14 protein-coding genes and 1 pseudogene are annotated in these 18,366 nt (G+C 58.2%); 6 read left to right on the top strand and 9 right to left on the bottom strand.

Annotated features, from left to right (window positions below):
• Positions 1 to 55: 55 nt before the first annotated feature.
• Positions 56 to 2,944 (bottom strand): heparinase II/III domain-containing protein, encoded by a 2,889-nt coding sequence (locus ATK23_RS04000; protein ID WP_083515402.1) that lies wholly within the window; start codon positions 2,942 to 2,944, stop codon positions 56 to 58.
• An 804-nt stretch (positions 2,945 to 3,748) separates the two neighbouring features.
• Between ATK23_RS04000 and ATK23_RS03995 the strand changes: the two are divergent.
• A pseudogene (locus ATK23_RS03995) lies at positions 3,749 to 3,925 on the top strand (FAD-dependent oxidoreductase); the annotation flags it as partial.
• Here ATK23_RS03995 and ATK23_RS03990 read toward each other — a convergent pair.
• Both ATK23_RS03990 and ATK23_RS16230 read right to left on the bottom strand, forming a co-directional pair.
• Positions 3,913 to 4,662 (bottom strand): class I SAM-dependent methyltransferase, encoded by a 750-nt coding sequence (locus tag ATK23_RS03990; protein ID WP_322787522.1) that lies wholly within the window; start codon positions 4,660 to 4,662, stop codon positions 3,913 to 3,915. The pseudogene ATK23_RS03995 and the gene ATK23_RS03990 overlap by 13 nt on opposite strands.
• Before the next feature lie 370 nt (positions 4,663 to 5,032).
• Positions 5,033 to 5,776: a hypothetical protein gene (locus ATK23_RS16230; protein ID WP_157066304.1), complete on the bottom strand. Its 744-nt coding sequence runs from the start codon at positions 5,774 to 5,776 to the stop codon at positions 5,033 to 5,035.
• Between ATK23_RS16230 and ATK23_RS03985 the strand changes: the two genes are divergently transcribed.
• The 3 genes from ATK23_RS03985 to ATK23_RS03975 all read left to right on the top strand — a co-directional run bounded on the left by ATK23_RS03985 (position 5,769) and on the right by ATK23_RS03975 (position 10,659).
• Complete coding sequence (locus ATK23_RS03985; protein WP_211286061.1) at positions 5,769 to 8,144, top strand: SpaA isopeptide-forming pilin-related protein; 2,376 nt, start codon at positions 5,769 to 5,771, stop codon at positions 8,142 to 8,144. The two genes, ATK23_RS16230 and ATK23_RS03985, sit on opposite strands and share 8 nt — an antisense overlap.
• Positions 8,145 to 8,212: 68 nt before the next feature.
• Positions 8,213 to 9,622: a SpaH/EbpB family LPXTG-anchored major pilin gene (locus ATK23_RS03980; RefSeq protein WP_066137811.1), complete on the top strand. Its 1,410-nt coding sequence runs from the start codon at positions 8,213 to 8,215 to the stop codon at positions 9,620 to 9,622.
• Between the two features lie 125 nt (positions 9,623 to 9,747).
• Positions 9,748 to 10,659, top strand: coding sequence for a class C sortase (locus ATK23_RS03975; protein WP_083515401.1), 912 nt, complete (start codon positions 9,748 to 9,750; stop codon positions 10,657 to 10,659).
• A gap of 30 nt (positions 10,660 to 10,689) precedes the next feature.
• Here the strand turns inward: ATK23_RS03975 and ATK23_RS03970 are convergent, their stop codons facing one another.
• Positions 10,690 to 11,394: a class I SAM-dependent methyltransferase gene (locus ATK23_RS03970; RefSeq protein WP_083515400.1), complete on the bottom strand. Its 705-nt coding sequence runs from the start codon at positions 11,392 to 11,394 to the stop codon at positions 10,690 to 10,692.
• A 259-nt stretch (positions 11,395 to 11,653) separates the two neighbouring features.
• Here ATK23_RS03970 and ATK23_RS03965 point away from each other — a divergent pair, with 259 nt between their 5' ends.
• Positions 11,654 to 12,262, top strand: coding sequence for a sunset domain-containing protein (locus ATK23_RS03965; protein WP_066137806.1), 609 nt, complete (start codon positions 11,654 to 11,656; stop codon positions 12,260 to 12,262).
• 252 nt (positions 12,263 to 12,514) lie between these two features.
• Here ATK23_RS03965 and ilvC read toward each other — a convergent pair whose 3' ends face one another.
• From ilvC to ATK23_RS03950, 3 genes are all read right to left on the bottom strand, one after another.
• Positions 12,515 to 13,546, bottom strand: a complete 1,032-nt coding sequence (ilvC, locus tag ATK23_RS03960; protein WP_038991389.1) for a ketol-acid reductoisomerase — start codon at positions 13,544 to 13,546, stop codon at positions 12,515 to 12,517.
• A gap of 120 nt (positions 13,547 to 13,666) precedes the next feature.
• On the bottom strand, positions 13,667 to 14,185 hold the full coding sequence (gene ilvN, locus ATK23_RS03955; RefSeq protein ID WP_038991387.1) for an acetolactate synthase small subunit: 519 nt from the start codon (positions 14,183 to 14,185) through the stop codon (positions 13,667 to 13,669).
• Positions 14,186 to 14,188: 3 nt separating this feature from the next.
• Entirely contained in the window at positions 14,189 to 16,072 is a 1,884-nt protein-coding gene (locus ATK23_RS03950; protein ID WP_066137803.1) for an acetolactate synthase large subunit, read from the bottom strand.
• A gap of 616 nt (positions 16,073 to 16,688) precedes the next feature.
• Here ATK23_RS03950 and ATK23_RS03945 point away from each other — a divergent pair.
• Positions 16,689 to 17,150, top strand: a complete 462-nt coding sequence (locus ATK23_RS03945; protein ID WP_066137800.1) for a hypothetical protein — start codon at positions 16,689 to 16,691, stop codon at positions 17,148 to 17,150.
• Positions 17,151 to 17,229: 79 nt separating this feature from the next.
• Here ATK23_RS03945 and ATK23_RS03940 read toward each other — a convergent pair whose 3' ends face one another.
• Positions 17,230 to 17,754 (bottom strand): hypothetical protein, encoded by a 525-nt coding sequence (locus tag ATK23_RS03940; RefSeq protein ID WP_066137797.1) that lies wholly within the window; start codon positions 17,752 to 17,754, stop codon positions 17,230 to 17,232.
• An 80-nt stretch (positions 17,755 to 17,834) separates the two neighbouring features.
• On the bottom strand, positions 17,835 to 18,359 hold the full coding sequence (idi, locus tag ATK23_RS03935) for an isopentenyl-diphosphate Delta-isomerase (RefSeq protein WP_066137795.1): 525 nt from the start codon (positions 18,357 to 18,359) through the stop codon (positions 17,835 to 17,837).
• Positions 18,360 to 18,366 lie beyond the last annotated feature (7 nt).

Here is an 18,366-nt window from a genome sequence, read left to right as displayed (position 1 = left end):
TTAGTTAGTTTCCCTTCAAGTTCTTCACTTCGCATGGCCAGTGTTGATGGAGTGCTCAATGCTCAGCGCCATCTTGGGCTAGTTCCTTTTCAACCGGATGCAGGCCCGCTTCGCCCAATAGGCGCAGATACACTTCGGCATTCGGGCTTCGATGTCCGCTTCCCCATGATTCGGTGATCGTCCGTGCCGAAATGCCTGCAAGATCCTCAACCTTCTCCAAGAAAGGCTGGCGATGCTGGCTCGAATGATGTGAATCTCCGTCATTACAGATGAAGAGCACGTCAACTTTTGGTTTAAGTTCCTTGTATCGTTCTGCAACGTCCAGCCGCTGGCGAATCCCGTGGTCGTTGACAACACGGTCCGGGAAAACCACATCCGTAGCCTTTTGAGCCAATCGGGCATGGTAGGCGGTAACGCAGGTCTGAGGATTAAACGCAATAACCTTGCTTTCTGGAAGGAAAGCAGCAACTTGGAGTGCAGCGAAACCACCGCCAGAGCTTCCAGAGAGCACCACTCGTTCTATTCCAAGAGCCCTCATTCGTTCTTCGATCAGCAAAGCCATCTCGCTATGCAGGTCCTGCGTTTCAGTGCCGAGGAACCATGCCAAGCTGACGCTGGGGTCAAGATCCAGAGTTGGGTCGGCAAATACCATCTGGTTGATTCCTAGTCCCGATAAGCTTTGACCCCGTTCAAAGCGAGGGAGAGAGTATTTGCCGCGATCCAACGCACCGTGGAATGAAACGTGCAAAGTTTCCCCTTGGCCTGGGATGGTGGCTATGGGCAAGGTCAGCCGGCCATAACGGTAGCTTTGGATGCCCCGATAGTCTGAATCTTGAGCAACTGCGCTCCTCGACGCATAGCTCCGGATCTTCCCGTTTCTGTTCGAAATCGGCTTCTTCTGGTTCCAGGAAATCAGCGGGGCACGCAACTTGGCCGCATCATTAAGTTCTTCAGGCAGCGCCAAGTCCGTACCGGCCAGATCAATGATTCCCGTGACCAGCCCTGATCGGTAGCCAGCTTTGATGCCGACACGTTTGATTTCTTCATAGGCAGAGTTCAGCGCCGTTTGGCGTTCGGCCACTGTGCTGATGCCTGGAATCAGAGAGTCGAAAAGGTCTTCGGCGAAAAGCGTGGATTTGGCCACTGTTTCAGCAGCAGTCGAAAAGTAGTCATTTATCCTTTCTTCACGAAAAGGATGATCAGAAATAACGGCGCCTTTTTTCCCGACAAGTACGTACTCAGTGCCGACTCGCCCATGAACGGTAAATTCTTGATATCCCGGAGCTATACGGCGCATGGTACTCAACGAACCGTCCGTTGCGGCGCTCGCGCCAACTACTGTGCGGAAAGTTAATTGAGTACCCTTTTGCACAGCGCTGATAACCGTAGTTTCTTTGTTCTTACGCCATCCAGTGCTGGTCCACCCGTTATATGGCTTTGTTTCACCCCTGGCAGTGGTAAGCCTCCCGTTACGTCCTACCCACTGCAATAGGCACTCGGCATTACCGTTGCTGAGAACGGCGGACGCTTTCTTCAAGGTCGCAGTCGCGGATTCATGAGCGTGCCACCGTTGCTCAATTTCTACTTCTTCCTTCGCTGATACCGCATCGATGATCAGCAAGTACTCGCCACGCTTTGAGAAGATGACACGGCGGGTCATCAAAATGTCCTCGTAGCCAGCATCCCGAGTCACGGCTTCGAAGTGTCGAGTCGTTTCGTCTGTGCGGAAAAGGGTTACGTTTGTCGCGCGGTCGTACTTTCGGCCATTAGCAACAAGCAGATTATGTCCGGGACGGTTGACCACGTAAGTTCGCATCGGATGGCGTCCATACAAGTACTTTCCCGTATCAATGAGCCAGGGGTATCCGTTGGAGAAGAAGGTAATGGAGCCGCCGTCAGCCTGCCCGTGAATTTTGCGCTGTGGGCCGAAGCAAAGCGAAAAGAACGTTTCCTGCGCAAAGTCCCGTTCAGTTTCTCCCCAGCCGCTTCTCCCATACACATAACCAGCCTCGTAGACCTTGATCAGATCTCGTGGCGCGCTCCCCTTTGATCCGCCCGTGCTAACGTACTGCGTATATGGCGATTTGATCTTCGAAGGTCCACCGCTGTCCATGTCGCCGATGCGGACGTAGTTGCCGTTGGGCTGCGTGGCATGAGCAAGCGATTCAGGTGCCGCATCGAGAACTGCCGCCCAGGATGGCCTAGCAATCCCTTCGAGGTCCAGACGGCGAAGCGCTTCATGCCACCAACGGTAGTTTGCTTCTTGGTAAGAGATGCTGCCTTCTTCGTTCACACCTTGGGCGTCGTAGGATCCTGAAACAAGTTCTCCCATGCGTTGAATAGCAAGGTCTACCAAAGTTGGTTCTTCAAGAATGCTCGCAGCAACGAAAAGTGCCTGGTGCTGGTGCAATGCATGGTTGCCGTGCCCGAGATTCTCCTCGGCCGCCAGCCAGTGCATGTGCTGCTCCAGCGAGTCAGTGAGCCATTGCGGAGGGGCGACGTACATGTTCAAACCAAAAGACAAGACGTAGGTACGCAATGCATCGCCCATGTCGATCCACGCCCATTTGGTCCGGCTGGTCCCTGGAGGATTTGCGGCAATCCAAGATTGAACGTAACGCTCCCAAACTTTGCGTGACTTGTCATCTCCAGACTCGGCTTCGCGGCGCAATGGATCGAGCCAACGCAAGGAGTGGTACTGGAACTGCCAGTTATCATCCTTCAAGGGATTTTCGAGCCACGATGGATCTACAGGCAACGTCCACTCTGGGTGCGGCGACATCGCTAGCCGGCCGTCCAGTACTCGCTTGGCAAGGATTTTATCCTTAGTAGTCCGCTCGTAACGAGCACCGAAGCTTTGGCGCTTTGCGCACTCAAGATTCATGGATTTTCCTCCAGTTATTGCTGAACGAACATCGCTCGCATCGCACTTTTCTGGATCCATGCTATTTGCTTTAATTAGCCAAAATGCCCATAAACAGGCTAGTCAACCGGATGTTCTCACGTTGTTCACCCGCGGTTCACTCTTGGCTATATCGGCTTGGCTGACAGAAAGTTATGTGACCCCAATTGGAGACGTGATCACTCCCATTCCGGAAGGCAGAACTAAAGTCAGTCAGCTGCAAAGTTGCAATTTTTGGCTTGGCCGAAGTCAGCACGCATCTGGAGTCGGCAGGTACGGATCCACGCATCGAATAGCAAGTGGCATCGCTTGCCCGCGGTCATCACGTTAACCGACAAAAAGCGCTAGCCATCATCTTCCATATGAAACAAACGAAAGTAAAAGGCAGCCAAATTCCCAAATCGCTAGGGGTTCGCGGCCGGCTTTCATTGCCGATATTTTGTCGATAGCCCCGTCGAATCCGCTAAAGTGTTCCTCTCGTACCAAGACGACTGCTCAGGAATCCCCACCTCGTGCAATGCGTGTTGCGTTAGAGTACTCCAGAAACGTGGACAGGTGCTAACAGCTAAGCTCACCGTTTCAGATTTTTGGAATTTCACTGACTGCTTTGTTCGTGAAATTCCGAAAATTTCCTTGTACTCAAAACTTGTAGTTGCGCAATAGGGTTTGCAGGTAAATATTCGCGGGTCGCGCCATCGCTCGTGCTGTCCCAGATTCACCGATCTGCCGTTACCTGAAGTATCGAATATGCACACCCGTGGACGTGTTCATACAGTCCGGATACCATCAGTGAGCATCTGAATCCTCCGCTGCGCCAAGCGTCGCGGACTTTCACCGTGGGGAGCCATGGAAACACGTATCGGGATCATTGGCGGCGGGATCCTCGGGATTGCCTTGGCCCGCACCCTGTCCGCCACCGCGGGGCATCACGTCACGGTACTGGAAAAGGAAGCACCCCTGGCCAGCCACCAGACCGGACGCAACTCCGGCGTCGTCCATGCCGGATTGTACTACCAGCCTGGCTCGCTCAAGGCGCAGCGCCCTAAGCTTCCCAGCAGTTCCCTCATCCGCCAATCCATCAAGCGTCTGCCTGGCGTCCAGTCCGGCAGATGTCCACCTCCTGGCACGGAATCTGCCGGCGCCGAGAGGAGCAAACCCCACTTGCCCGACAGCAACTCGAAGAAGATGAAGCTCAAGAACGCATCCCGCTCGCGTATCCTCTCGGGCACGATCTGCTCGGGAGCGTCCTTGGAATATGGCGGCTCCCAGACTTTCTCGATGCTGAAACCGGCTTCCAGGAAGGCGGTCATGGTCTCGAGCAGCGGCCGATGCCAATAGGTCAGCGACGCGGGCTGGCCGGCGAATGACAGTTCATCGGTGTACTGGACCCGCTGGATGTAGTCTTCACCCGGGTGATTCCACGGGTACAAGATCGGATGGTTCAGCGAAAGCAAGAGCCTGCCACCAGGCTTGAGCACACGCCTGATTTCTGCCAGCGGCCGCGTCCAGTCCTCCAGGTAGTGCAGGACCAACGAGGCGATGGCATCATCAAAAGTATCCGCCGCGTAGAGCAGCTGCTCCCCCAGGTCGGCAACCTGCAGATCTGCTTGCTCCCCGAGCCGTGAACGCGCCAAGTCGATCATCGCCTGGCTCGCATCGAACCCGCTCACGAATGCGCCGCGCGTCATGAGCTCGTGCGCGAGCGGTCCCGACCCGCACCCGATATCGAGGATCCTGCGCCCGGCGACCTCGCCGGCCATCTGCAACATGGCCGGACGCTCGTAGAAGGCATTGAGCAAGCTCGACTCGTTCCCATCCGCATAGGCCTGGGCGAAGTCATCGTAGTTGGTTCCAGCAGCCACAGCTCAGCTCCACTCAAGTTCATTTTTGTTACTTTTGAGATTTTTTGAGACCGCACAATATCCGTTTTTCAAGAAAAATCGCGTTTTCTCGGCTTTTCCAGCCAATAAATTTAGCGCCTGCATCGTTTTATTAATCTTCGATGTTGACGAAAAGGAAAATCATCCGATACGCTGTCGCCATATCACTCGCTCGGATGTTGGGGGTCCGGCAAAACTTGGGGAAAGCCAGTTGATCGTGGAGATCAAGTGGCTGAAATTTTGGCACTCGTTATGGGAAACGAGCGCCAAATTCTACGCACCAGTCTGCGTTCTTCAGGTCTAGCATCCCCAATGTCCTCGGATATTGGGGAATTCTTGTGTTTTGCAAACCTGTTGGGGACAGAGTTGCACGACGGAACAACGGTCGTTCCGGTAAATGCTCCTTGCTCTGGGGAGCAAGAAAACATGGCACGTCGCAAAGTGCCATTTCCAGCGTCGCAATCAGCGCTGGAATCGTCTTCGCCCTGGCGTTCGCCGGAACATTCGTTCCAGCTTCCGCCACTTCGTCGGGCGAATCGCCAGTGGATGAAAAGCTGGCCCCGTCGGCTGCCGAATTCGATTCGAAAATCCTACTTGCTTCTGAGTCTCCAACTAGCCCGGCACCATCATCGGCTGAATCTTCAACGGCTGCGTCTTCTCTCGAACCCGCTGTTCCAAAGGCGAAATCTTCAAAGCCACCCGTTGAAAAGCAACTGGAGGTGACGCAGTCGCCAACTTCCGTGCCGAAAAAGGAATCGGAAGCACCGGTTGCTCGAACGCTGCCAACCGAGGAGCCGACCGTCGATGAAGAAGCCACTACCGAGGAAGCTTCCAGCGCGCCGTCCTCGAAGAGCGCACCGGCAACCCTGAAAGCATCTGCCTCAGCCGAATCCTCTCCTACCGAGGCTGCAAGGAAGTCATCGGAATCGCCCTCTCCGACACCGACCTCGTCGCCCAGCAATACGGAAAACAAACTGCTCGCACCGATGGCCATAGGGGGCGTTTGCAACGTCGTCCAGGCATCAACTCAGGTTCTTGGGGGATTTGAGCTTGATGGCAACCTATGTGCCAATAACGCGAATCTCGCCGATTGGACGACCGTCCTGTCGGCGCCTTCGGGCAATGATGGTTTCGACGACAGCACACAATTCACCCGCGGTGCCAGCGAAAGGAACTGGCCATGGGCCGCGAACCAAATCAATGGCACGGGACAAGCTTCGGGCCAGGCAGATATTGGCCGCAACTACGCCTACTCGACCACGAGCAATGGCCACGTCTACGCTTTCTTGGGGTTTGAGCGAGGGACAAGCACCGGCACCATCCGCTATATCGTTGAGCTCAATGCCAAGAAAAACGACCCCGCGGTCATCCCCACGCCGGTTCGCACCAATGGCGACCTTCGTTTGAGCATCGAACAGGATGGCAACAACAATCTCATCCTTGCCGGCGCCTACATGTGGAATGCCTCGACGGGACTCTGGGTGCAGCAGCAAACCCTCAGCGGTTTTGTCGGGGCAACGAATACCCAGCCCATCACCGGCTTCGATGGAACCAGCACCATCCCGGTGCGTGGCTTTGCCGAAATCGGCGTAGACCTGACCTCGCTCTTTGGACAAGCTACTTGCACCGGCAATTATGGTACGCTGAATCTGCGTTCTTCGTCTTCTATTCAGGAAACTTCCAACTTGGGTGATTGGATCGCGCCGATCTCCCTTTCCGTTCCGAGCACCTGCTCCAGCGTGATCGTCGAGAAGAACTGGGTCATTGACGGCGAAGAATTCGAGAACGGCCAGCAGCCCGATGACTACACTGCCACGCTGGAACTGACCGGCCAGGACTCCCCGCAATTCGGCACCGCCTACGCAAAGCGCAGCAATGGATCCGATTACCAAGCCAATGATCAAATCACCATCGGCGAATCGGTCCCCGCGCTCCCCGCAGGTTGTTCCAATGTCCCCTCTGGGGATCTCGGAGCGCAGGTATTGCAACCTGGGCTGAACACCTACACGGTGACCAACACCGTCACCTGCACCACATTGACCTTGGAAAAGGAAGTCATTGGTGCTGCGGCGGCCACCGAATGGACGCTGGCAGCTGACGGCAGCTCAACGGACCTGTCCGGCGTGAGCGGCAGCGAAGCCGTGACCAATGCACCGGTAGCTCCCGGCCAATACGCCATCTCCGAATCCGGGCCGGAAAACTACCAGCTGACGGACTTGGCGTGCGAGGGTGCGGTAGTTGGGGAAGATCACATCATCACCATCACTGCCGGAAGCAAGGCCACTTGCGTGCTCACCAATACCCAGGAAATCGACCTGACAGTCACCAAGACCTGGGTGGTCAATGGCACCGAGTATGCCCACGGCGAGCAGCCGGTCGGCGACGCGGAACTGAGCATTGACGGGCAACCAGCGGAATTCGGTGCTACCAGCAGCGGACATCTGATCGGCGAGGAAGTAGCCATCGAGGAAACCCTCACCGGCACTCTTCCGGAACTATGCACGGTGACCAGTTCAACCATCGACGGCGTCGAAGGCAAATCTGCCACGCACACCATGACGGGAACGCCTTCGCCCAATGCGGTGGCGATCGTGAACGCAGTGGACTGCGAGCAGCATTTGACCCTGGTCAAGGTCGTGGACAACGAGGACTTCAACGGAACGTCGACCACCGGCGACTGGACGCTGAAGGCTTCCGGCACCGCTGGGAGCATCGAAGGAAAGACCGGGGATGCTGCCATCACTAATGCCGCGGTCGGCGTGGGAACCTATCAACTGGCCGAGGAAGGCACCGCTGCAGGTTATGAACCAGGCACCTGGAACTGCGTCGGCACCGGAAACGGCGAAGGTGCGAGCATCACGCTGGAGCTAGGCCAGGAAGCCACCTGCACCATCGTGAACACGGCCCTTCCCGGGTCAGTCAGCTGGACAAAGACCACCGTTGACGGCGTCCTGCTTGCAGGCACCGAATGGACCCTGACTGGTCCGCTGGGAGATGCATCGGAAACCATCGTGGTCACCGACTGCATGGCCGAGGGTTGCACCGGTCCGGACATTGATCCGGCCAAGGGGAAGTTCGCCTTGGCAAATCTGGAATGGGGGAACTATACGCTCCAAGAAACTACGGCTCCTCCGGGCTATATCAAGGACGAGACGAGCCACGAATTTGACGTCACCGGGGACGCGCTGGATATCGAGCTGGCTGCTATCACCAATGAGCAGCAGGACGGTCCCGCGCTTCCGCTCACCGGCGGCATCGGCCGAGATCAGATATATCTGATTGGCGGCGGAATCCTGGTACTGGGGCTGGGCATTTGGGGTGCACAGGCCTTCCGTATCCGTCGTAGCCGGAATCTCGGCTAAATCCAACAATTCCACCAACCACGCTGACCTTGGGTAGGCGTAGAAATCACTCGCAAAAAGGAGTAATCGTGTTCACGCAACGCAGACTCGGCAAGCTAATTGCCGGAGCAAGCGCCTTGGCTCTTGCTGGGATGGGGCTATTTGGGGTAGCTGCCGCATCCGCTGATGAAGTTTCGGATATTACGCCGGGAACCATCGGCAGCATCACTGTCCACAAGTCCTCGGCGGACCCTGTTGAAGGGCTGAATGACGGCACCCTGCTGGATCCGGATCCCGGCGCCGGCAAGGGCCTGGATGGTGTCGAATTCACCTTGCAGCCGGTGCTGTTCGACGGCGTTCCCATTGACTTGAGCACGGCCGAAGGTTGGGAACTGGCAGAAGCGTTGCCATCTGAAACTGCCGGCGAAGCATTGCCGGCAGGCTACAGCCTGGGAACCGGTGTCTCGCAGGCGACCGTCGGAGGGTTCACTACCTTCTCCGGTTTGGAATTGGGACTGTACCTGATCACCGAAACCGATTCGGGCAACAACCTGATCAATGCAGCAGCCGCTCCGTTCTACGTGAGCATTCCTTACCCGAATGCCGACGACACGTGGAACTACAACGTCCATGTGTACCCGAAGAACACGCTGAACACGATTGATCAGCACAAGAGCGTGGATGACACTGCCAAGCTGCTGGGTGATGTGGTCACTTGGACGCTGGTCACCGATGTTCCTGCATCGGACCTTCCATACAAGTCCTACACCCTGACCGATAATCTGTCGGCAAACCTGGAATTCATCTCTTGGGAGTCGGTTTCGATCGGTTCCGAGGTACTGGTCCTGGATACCGACTACACGATTTCGCCGGACAATGCGGTGATCACGCTGACCTCACAGGGCCTCACCAAGCTTGATGACGCCGGCGCCACCACGGTGACGGCGGTCCTGAAGACCAAGGTCATCTCGATTCCTGAAGGCGGGGTCATCGAGAACACCGCGACGGTCAACATCAACGGCACGGAAGATGAAGGCACGACCAACACCAACCTGGGCACCCTGCAGCTGGAAAAGAAGGCTGAAGGAGAGAATGGCGCCCTGCTGGATGGTGCGGTCTTCGAGCTCTACGGAACTGCACCTGATGCCGACGGCAATGCCACCAGTGCACCTCTGGCTACCGGAACCACCGAAAACGGGGTCGTCAAGTGGGAACTGCATCTGGGCATCGAGGACGACATGCAATCGAGCTACTGGGTCAAGGAAACCAGGGCACCAGCCGGATACGTGCTTCCAGCTGACCCATGGTCCGATGAATTGGTTGTCACCAACGGCCAGATCCTGATCGAAACGATCACCAACCACAAGCCGACCGGTCCAGATCTGCCGCTCACCGGCGCTTCGGGCACCGTGCTGTTCACCATTGCAGGTGTTGGCCTGATGGCCGCCGCCGGTGGTGCGGTACTGGTGAAGCGCCGCCGCGCACGCACCCAGGGCTAAGCCCGCGTACTGGTTGCCGCAGCGCAAGGCCAACCAGTAGATGGCGGGAGAACTGAGCATTGCTTGGGTCTCCCGCCATTTTCTTTTTTGAACTACCTGATTCCCACGACTCATAGGCAGAAATCATGAGCTCCACATCCAGTTCCACGCTGGCTCCTGAGCCAAGACGCAGGGACCGCTGGCGCGCCCCGGTCTCCACCTTGGTGATCGCGGCCGTCTTCCTGGCGGGCACGCTCATGCTGCTGTACCCGCCAACGGCGAGCTGGTTCTCCCAGTACAACCAATCCAAGATCATCAAGGAGATCTCCAGCGACGTCTCGCATGAGGGCAGCTCAAGGATTTCCCAGGAGCTGCTGCGGGCACAGGAGTACAACGAGGACCTGGTTGGCGGTGGCTTGCTGGCTCCGGGCAACAACGTCCCCACCAGCGACGGCTCGGTGCGCGAAGATACCGAATACGGCTCGCTGCTGAATGTCAACAGCGAGGGACTGATCGGACGGCTGCGAGTGCCGTCGGTGGACATCGACCTGCCGATCTACCACGGCACCGATGCCGAAACCTTGCTTAAAGGAGTAGGGCACCTGCAGGGTACTGCCTTGCCAGTGGGCGGGCAGTCCAGGCATACGGTGCTGACCGCTCACCGCGGGCTTCCGGAAGCCAACCTGTTCAACGATCTGCCGCAAGTCAGGATCGGGGAGACCTTCAGCATAGAAGTCTTCAACGAGGTGCTGACCTACCGGGTCGTCGAAACGCAGACGGTGGAGCCGGATGAGACCAAGGCGCTGGCCCCGCGATTCGGCAAGGATCTGGCCACCTTGGTCACCTGCACTCCCCTGGGCATCAACACCCATCGCATGCTGGTCACCGGCGAACGCGTGCACCCCACCCCGCAGGCCGATCTGGATGCGCTCGGTTCCGCTCCCGAGATCCCGGGCTTCCCCTGGTGGAGCGTCTGGCTCGGGTCGGTACTGGTGCTCCTGGGGATCTGGGTGTACCTTGCAGGTCGCCCTCGGAATAGCGGGAACACCGGGTCCTAAGCCCGCGGCGGCAAGTTTGACCCTCGCCTGCTAGCGCGTCGAGCGCAGCGAGAAGAACAGGAAACTCAAGAACGCATCGCGTTCGCGCAAAGCCTCTGGAATCACGTCCTCGGGCGCATCCTTCGCATAGGGCGGCTCCCAGACGCGCTCGATGGCAAACCCTGCAGAAATCAGCGCTTCAATGGTTTCATGCAGCGGACGATGCCAGTAGGTCAGCTCGGCAGGCTTCCCGTTGAAGGACACTTCATCGGCGTACTGGGTGAGCTGGAAATAGTCCTTGCCGCGGTGGTTGAACGGGTAGAGAATCGGGTGGTTCACCGACATGATGAGCCGCCCTCCGGGCTTGAGCACCCGGCGGACTTCTTCCAGTGCATAGCTCCAGTCCGGCAAGTAGTGGAAGACCAGGGAAGCAATGGCGTCGTCGAAACTGCTATCGCCATATGGGAGCTGCTCCCCCAGCGTGGCCACTTGGAGATCAGCATCGTCTCCCAGCCGCTGGCGTGCCAGATCCACCATTGCCTGGCTGGCGTCGAAGCCTGAGACAGTGGCTCCGCGACGGATCAGCTGTTCGGCCAGGGGGCCAGCACCGCACCCGATATCCAGGATTTTCCGTCCTGCCACCTCGCCTGCCAACTCCAGGGTGGCCGGGCGCTCGTAGTAGGCGTTCAGCAGGCTGAATTCGTTCTCATCCGCGTAGTCCGTGGCGAAGTCGTCATAGTTGCTTTCCTGCAGCACCGGTGCGCTCCCTTGCTCGTTTCCAGCGAGTCTAGCAATTCGCTAGCGAGAATCGCACGGAAAACACGGCCTTCCGGATGGTTGTTTCCGGTGAGCCGGCAACAGGTGCTCCCACGGCGCCTGACTCGCGGAACCAGCCGAAACATTCGGTTGAACAGGACATAATTCCGCGATCTGCTTCCTATTTCGGCAATGCCATTTACAATCAAGGCACGGGACAAACCGGTTCCATATCCACTCGCATCTACCTGGGGATAAATTGAATAAATTGGTTCAGCGCGCACTGGCAGTGGTTGCCACCGGTGCGCTTGCTTTCTCTGGCGTTACCGTTTCAGCGGCTGCCCCTCTGCCATCCGCCGCGCCTTCAATCACTGTTGCTGCCGCGAAGAAGGTACCGGCAGTATCGATCAAGAAGATCGGTACGAAAACCGTCAGCGGAGCCGCCAAGGCCACCATCAAACCAAGCTACTCCAAAGCCAAGAACGTCAAGATCAAGTCGGCGTTGTTGAAGGTGGTCAAGGGCAAGAAGACCATCGCCAACAAAAAGAAATCGGTCAAGCTTGCGGCCGGCACGTACAAGGTCACCACCACGGTCAAGTACCAGATCAAGGGCAAAACCTCGACGGTGAAGAAGACGCAGACCCTGCTGGTGAAGAAGAAAGCGGCCACCAAACGCTCCGTGAAGATGAACGGCAAGGCCAAGAACTGCCCGGCAGGCTACCCGGTGAAGGGAAACCGCACGGGCAGCGAGAAGGAGTGGAAGTACCACGTCAAGGGCCAGCGGTTCTACGACATCACGAAACCCGAGGAATGCTTCAAGACTGCAGCTGATGCGCGCAAGGCCGGTTACAGGGCTTCGAAGATCTGAGCCGGCTTGGGCCATCGCCAATTATCAATAACTGAATAGGAATTGACCTCGACCACTTTGCCAGCAAAGTAGTCGGGGTCAATTTTCGTGTTGGACCCACTAATCCAGTTCGGCTGTGGAAGTTTCCGCGTTGTCCGCGGATCGGTTCTTCCGAATGACGATTCCAAGCAGCAAAAGGCCGCTGGCCCGGACGATTGATTCAATCGTCCGGGCCAGCGGCTTTAGGCTATGTGATCAGCTCATTGCCTGGAATTAGCGGGCTACCGAACCGTCTACGTAGTCATCCGAGGATGCATCCGAGATCCAGGAGAACAGCGAGCGCAGTTCGCGGCCGGTGGTCTCGATTGGGTGTGCTTCGCCCTTGGCACGCAGTTCCTTGAACTCAGGAGCGCCGGCCTTCTGGTCTTCCATGAAGCGGTTTGCGAAAGCGCCGGACTGGATGTCAGCCAGGACAGCCTTCATGTTTTCCTTCACCTCTGGGGTGATCACGCGTGGGCCGGAGACGTAGTCGCCGTACTCAGCGGTGTCGGAGATCGACCAGCGCTGCTTGGCGATGCCGCCTTCCCACATCAGGTCGACGATCAACTTCAGCTCGTGGAGCACCTCGAAGTAGGCGATCTCCGGCTTGTAGCCAGCCTCGGTCAGGACCTCGAAGCCGTACTGCACCAGCTGGGAGGTGCCGCCGCAGAGCACAGCCTGCTCGCCGAACAGGTCGGTTTCGGTCTCTTCGGTGAAGGTGGTCTCGATGACGCCGGCGCGGGTGCCGCCGATGCCTGCTGCGTAGGACAGTGCCAGTTCCTTGGCACCGCCGGTGAAGTTCTGCTCCACGGCGATCAGGTCAGGGATGCCGCGGCCGGCTTCGAATTCGCGGCGCACGGTGTGGCCTGGCGCCTTAGGGGCAACCAGGGCAACGTCAACGTTGGCTGGTGGCTGGATGAAGCCGAAGCGGATGTTGAAGCCGTGGCCGAAGAACAGGGCGTTGCCCTCTTCGAGGTGCTCGGCGATCGACTCGGTGTAGACCTGGGCCTGGACCTGGTCCGGGGTCAGGATCATGATGACATCTGCCCAGGCTGCTGCCTCGGCAACGGTGGCGACCTTCAGGCCTTCGGCCTCAGCCTTGGCGCGGGACTTCGAGCCCTCGGCCAGGCCAACGGTGATTTCGACACCCGAGTCGCGCAGGCTCAGTGCGTGGGCGTGGCCCTGGGAGCCGTAGCCGATGATGGCTACCTTCTTGCCCTGGATGATCGAGAGGTCTGCGTCGTCTTCGTAATACAGATCAGCCACTGTAATTCTCCTTATATGTGCTTCTGGTGAAGAAGTCTTTGCTGAGGCACTGTTGCTTACTTCCAAGCTAGGTGCCAAGTATCTAAATTTTGTAGTTCGTGTCTCTTGAAGTCGTTGCGCCTAGGCGGAAATCGTCTTCAAAGCGCGGTCGCTCATTGACTTGGATCCGCGGCCTACGGCCAGGGTTCCTGCCTGGACGATCTCGCGGATGCCGAAGGGCTCAAGCACTGCCAGCAGCGCATCGATCTTCGCGGCGTTGCCAGTGGCCTCCACGACCAGCGAGTCGGTGGACACGTCGATCACCGAAGCACGGAACAGTTCCGCGGCCTGGGTGACCTGCAGACGGGTCGTTGCATCGGCGCGCACCTTGATCATGATGTGGTCGCGCTGCACCGAGGTTTCGGGCAGCAGTTCCACGATCTTGATGACGTTGACCAGCTTGTTCAGCTGCTTGGTGACCTGCTCCAGGGAATCCCCCTCGGCGTCGACCACCACGGTCATGCGGCTGATGCCGGCAATTTCCGTCGGGCCCACGGCCAGCGAGTGGATGTTGAAGGCGCGGCGGGCGAAGAGGCTGGCGACGCGCGTCAGCACGCCGGGAACGTCTTCAACCAGTACCGAAAGCGTATGCTTTGCCATGTTCTAGTCCTCCTCTTCCCATTCAGGGGTCATGCCGCGGGCAATCTGGATCTGGTCGTTGCTGACTCCCGATGGGACCATTGGCCACACCATGGAATCGGCTGAGACCACGAAGTCAATGACTACCGGGCGGTCATTGATTTCCAATGCCTTCTGGATGGTCGCATCGATATCCTCATCGCGTTCGCAGCGCAGGCCCACGCAGCCGTAGGCGTCTGCCAGCTTCACGAAATCGGGAATCCGGGCGGTTCCATGTCCGGTGTTCAAATCGGTGTTGGAGTAGCGGCCATCGTAGAACAGGGTCTGCCACTGGCGGACCATGCCCAGCGACGAGTTGTTGATCACCGCAACCTTGATCGGGATCTGGTTGATCACGCAGGTGGCCAGTTCCTGGTTGGTCATCTGGAAGCAGCCGTCGCCGTCAATGGCCCAGACCACGCGGTCCGGCTGCGCCACCTTGGCGCCCATCGCGGCAGGCACCGAGTAGCCCATGGTGCCCAGGCCTGCGGAGTTCAGCCACGAGCGCGGACGCTCGTACTTCACGAACTGCGCAGCCCACATCTGGTGCTGGCCCACGCCTGCCACGTATACGCCTTCCGGACCGGTCAGCTCGCCGATCCGCTGGATGACATTCTGCGGAGCCGAGAGGCCATCATGGGTTTCGGTGTAGCCGATCGGGTAGGTTTCGCGCAGGCGGTTGAGCAGTCCCCACCAGCCGGTCAGATCCTGCTGGGCTTCGTTCTCGAAGCGTGCGGCGCAGGCTTCGTGCAGCTGCGGGATGATCTCATCCAGCGAACCCACGATCGGCACATCGGCCACGCGGTTCTTGGAGATTTCCGCGGGATCGATATCGGCGTGGATCACCTTCGCGTTCGGCGCGAAGGTGGAGAGCACGCCGGTGACGCGGTCATCGAAGCGGGCCCCGAGGGTGATCAGCAGATCCGCCTGCTGCAGCGCGGTCACTGCGGACACGGCGCCGTGCATGCCCGGCATGCCCACATGCTGTTCATGCGAGTCCGGGAAAGCGCCGCGGGCGGTCAGGGTGGTGACCACCGGTGCGTTGATGAATTCCGCGAATTCCTTCAGCTGCTCGTGCGCATTGGCCTTGATTACGCCGCCACCGACGTACAGCACCGGGCGGGTTGCCGAAGCGATGAGCTTGGCGGCTTCGCGCAGCTGCTTGTTGTGGCCACGGGTGACCACGCGGTAGCCGGGTAGGTCCACCTTGGGCGGCCAGGAGAAGGTCATCTCGGATGTCTGCGCATCCTTGGTGATATCCACCAGCACCGGACCGGGACGGCCGGTCTGCGCCAGGTAGAACGCGCTGGCCAGCGTGCGAGGAATGTCCTCTGCGTTGGTGACCAGGAAAGCGTGCTTGGTGATCGGCATCGTGATGCCGACAATGTCTGCTTCCTGGAATGCGTCAGAGCCAATGAAAGCGCTATTGACCTGACCGGTGATGGCCACCATTGGGACCGAGTCCATATTGGCATCGGCCAGTGCGGTGACGAGGTTGGTTGCGCCTGGACCGGAAGTGGCGATGCAGACGCCCACTTCCCCGCTCACCATGGCGTAACCCTGTGCGGCATGGCCTGCACCCTGTTCGTGGCGGACCAAGACGTGGTTAATCTTGGTCGAATCCATCAGTGGATCATAAGTGGGAAGGATGGCCCCACCTGGTAATCCGAAGACGTCTTTGACGCCCATTTCTTCCAGCGAGCGGACGATGGCTTGTGAGCCCGTCATCTGTGTGGGAGCAACGATATTATTCGGACCCTGGACCGGGTTCGAAGCTTCCACGACGGAAGAGACAGCGGCGGCGGCATCCTTGGTTCGATTGACTGACTTCGCAACCGACGCCGGATTGGCGGGTGTTGAGTTGCTCATCGGGATCCTTTCCATTTCTATCTCTTCGTTTACGCATAAAAAACGCCCCGCGGCCGTCACTGATGACGAAAGGGGGCTTGCGCGTTACCGGTGTACCGTCCGTGGTGTTGGACAGCGCCTCAGGCTCCGCGCCTGATAACTAGTAGTACATCGGTGTTTATTTGCATACCTCTAGTTTTCTCCACCTCACGGCAAAGAGCAACTAGACACCCTGTTTATCTCATTATATGAGATGAATGTCCAAAGATTGGACGCGTCCCACGTTCAGACTTTGGTCATTTCACTTCCCGGGCACTGAAAGCGCCTGTCGAAGCGGGGTTAGCTGGAGACAAGCACCAACTGCCAGGGATGCGATTAATCCAGCCCGCAGCCCTTGCCCCAAGGAAAACGCCTGCCTTGCAGATGGTTTCGCTTGCAGCTTTAAGCCAAGAAGGGCATGAATTGGGCCAGTGGCCACACGTGCGCAGGGCGTCTTGACTCAATTAGCATCTTGGCTCATTAATCCCATTCTAGAAGTCAATATGACCAATCAGATAACCCATGACGTGTCGATGACATATTTCGATAAGTGTTGCGTCTGATCAAATTGTCCAAACTTATCGGTAGAGTAAGGGGTATGGACAAGCGCCCAGACGAAAATCCGACCCAGCAGGTCAAGGACCGCCTCCACGAGGCTTTTGACTCGCAGATCCCCAATTTCGCCAGCTACAATCTCGTGGCGGGCACCGGCATCGCCGGCTCCGGGGGGCTCAAGGTAATCGGATATCGACGCCAGCCGGCGGAGCTGATTATTGCGCCAGTTAATGCAAGCAGCTTGGAAGCCTCCGAAGATGCCATCAACATCAACAACACGAACGTGAACCAGCTGGCCGAGCTGAGCGATGGCGGCTACGAGATTGCGATCTCTACCGGTCGGGTGTTCCGCTTCAGTGTTCCTGAAGCACCGAGCATCGACTTGCATGTGGATGATGCGGTCAGCATTGGTGCCACGCTCGACCAGAAATCGGATGCTGAAGACTTCGCCGATTTCATGGATCACTTCATGAACACCATCGAAGGCACCGAGAACTTCGTATAAGCAGCAACAGCATCCAAAACGAGAAGGCCATCTCGCCTGCCAGCTCCATCGCGAGCCCTGCGGCGAGGTGGCCTTTCGTTCACAGCGCCCCGGGGTGATTCCCGCGGTAGTCGGAAGCGAGCAACTCACCTTCTACGGTGATAATCTCGACCCGGTCCAATTCGCTGGATTCGTAGCCGACGGATGTGATGACCAGTTCGGCATAGCGGACGGCACTGCCATCGGCGATCCAGTCGCTGCCCTCCACGACGATGGCGAGCACGCCCTGGACCGGAGAAAGCCAGCCGACGGTGGCGTATTGGATGGAATCCTTTGCGAATGAATGGAATCCCGCAGCGCCCTGGCCGTTGAGGTACTGGAAGATTTTCTGATCAGCCCATTCCTGCCGGCCCTCGACTTCCTCCAGGTTATCGGCGTACTTCGGCAGCGCCGCGATCGTCGCGTTTGCGCCCGGGATGCGGTCGGATGCTTCGAACTGCAGCGGCGTGCAGCCGGTCAGGCACGTTGCCAGCGCCAGTCCGGCAGCTACGACGCCGGTTTTGCCCAAGGCATGCCTGGCCTTTGAGCGCCGCTTGATACCGGCAGCAATTACTTGAAGCACCATGCAATTGAGCCTAGCCCATGGCCAGGACATCTCCACAGGCCATTACCGAACCGGCGTTCATGCCGGCGCCGCGCTCGGGGTCAGCCTTGCGCGGCCTGGTACAGGGAAAGCTGTTCGGCCTGCATCACCAGCCACGGGCTGAAGGCCCACGGCGTTGCGCGCAGGGCAACGCCCAGCTGCGCCGGATCCGCCCAGCAGTAGTCCATGACTTCATCCGGGTTGGCGGTGATCTCGCTGTCAATCACGGCGGTGAAGACCGGGCAGATTTCATTCTCCACAATGCCCGAGGCATCCACGGCGCGATAGCGGAAATCCGGCAGCGCCGATTCGATGCCGCTGACCTTGAAGCCGAGCTCATGGGCCGCATGGCGGGCAATCGCTTCCTGGAAGCTTTCACCGGGCTGCGGATGCCCGCAGAAGGAATTGGTCCATACCCCTGGCCAGGTCACCTTGGACAGTGCGCGGCGGGTCACCAGCACCTGGCCGGCGGCATTGCGCACATGGCACGAGAATGCCTGGTGCAGCACGGTATCCGTGGTGTGGACCAGTTCTTTCGGTCGCACGCCGATTGGCTGGCCATCCTCCGAAAGCAAAATGACATCCATTGAAATC

This window comes from Glutamicibacter nicotianae, assembly GCF_002797775.1.
GTDB lineage: Bacteria > Actinomycetota > Actinomycetes > Actinomycetales > Micrococcaceae > Glutamicibacter > Glutamicibacter nicotianae.
This window is presented reverse-complemented; position numbering and strand designations above follow the sequence as displayed.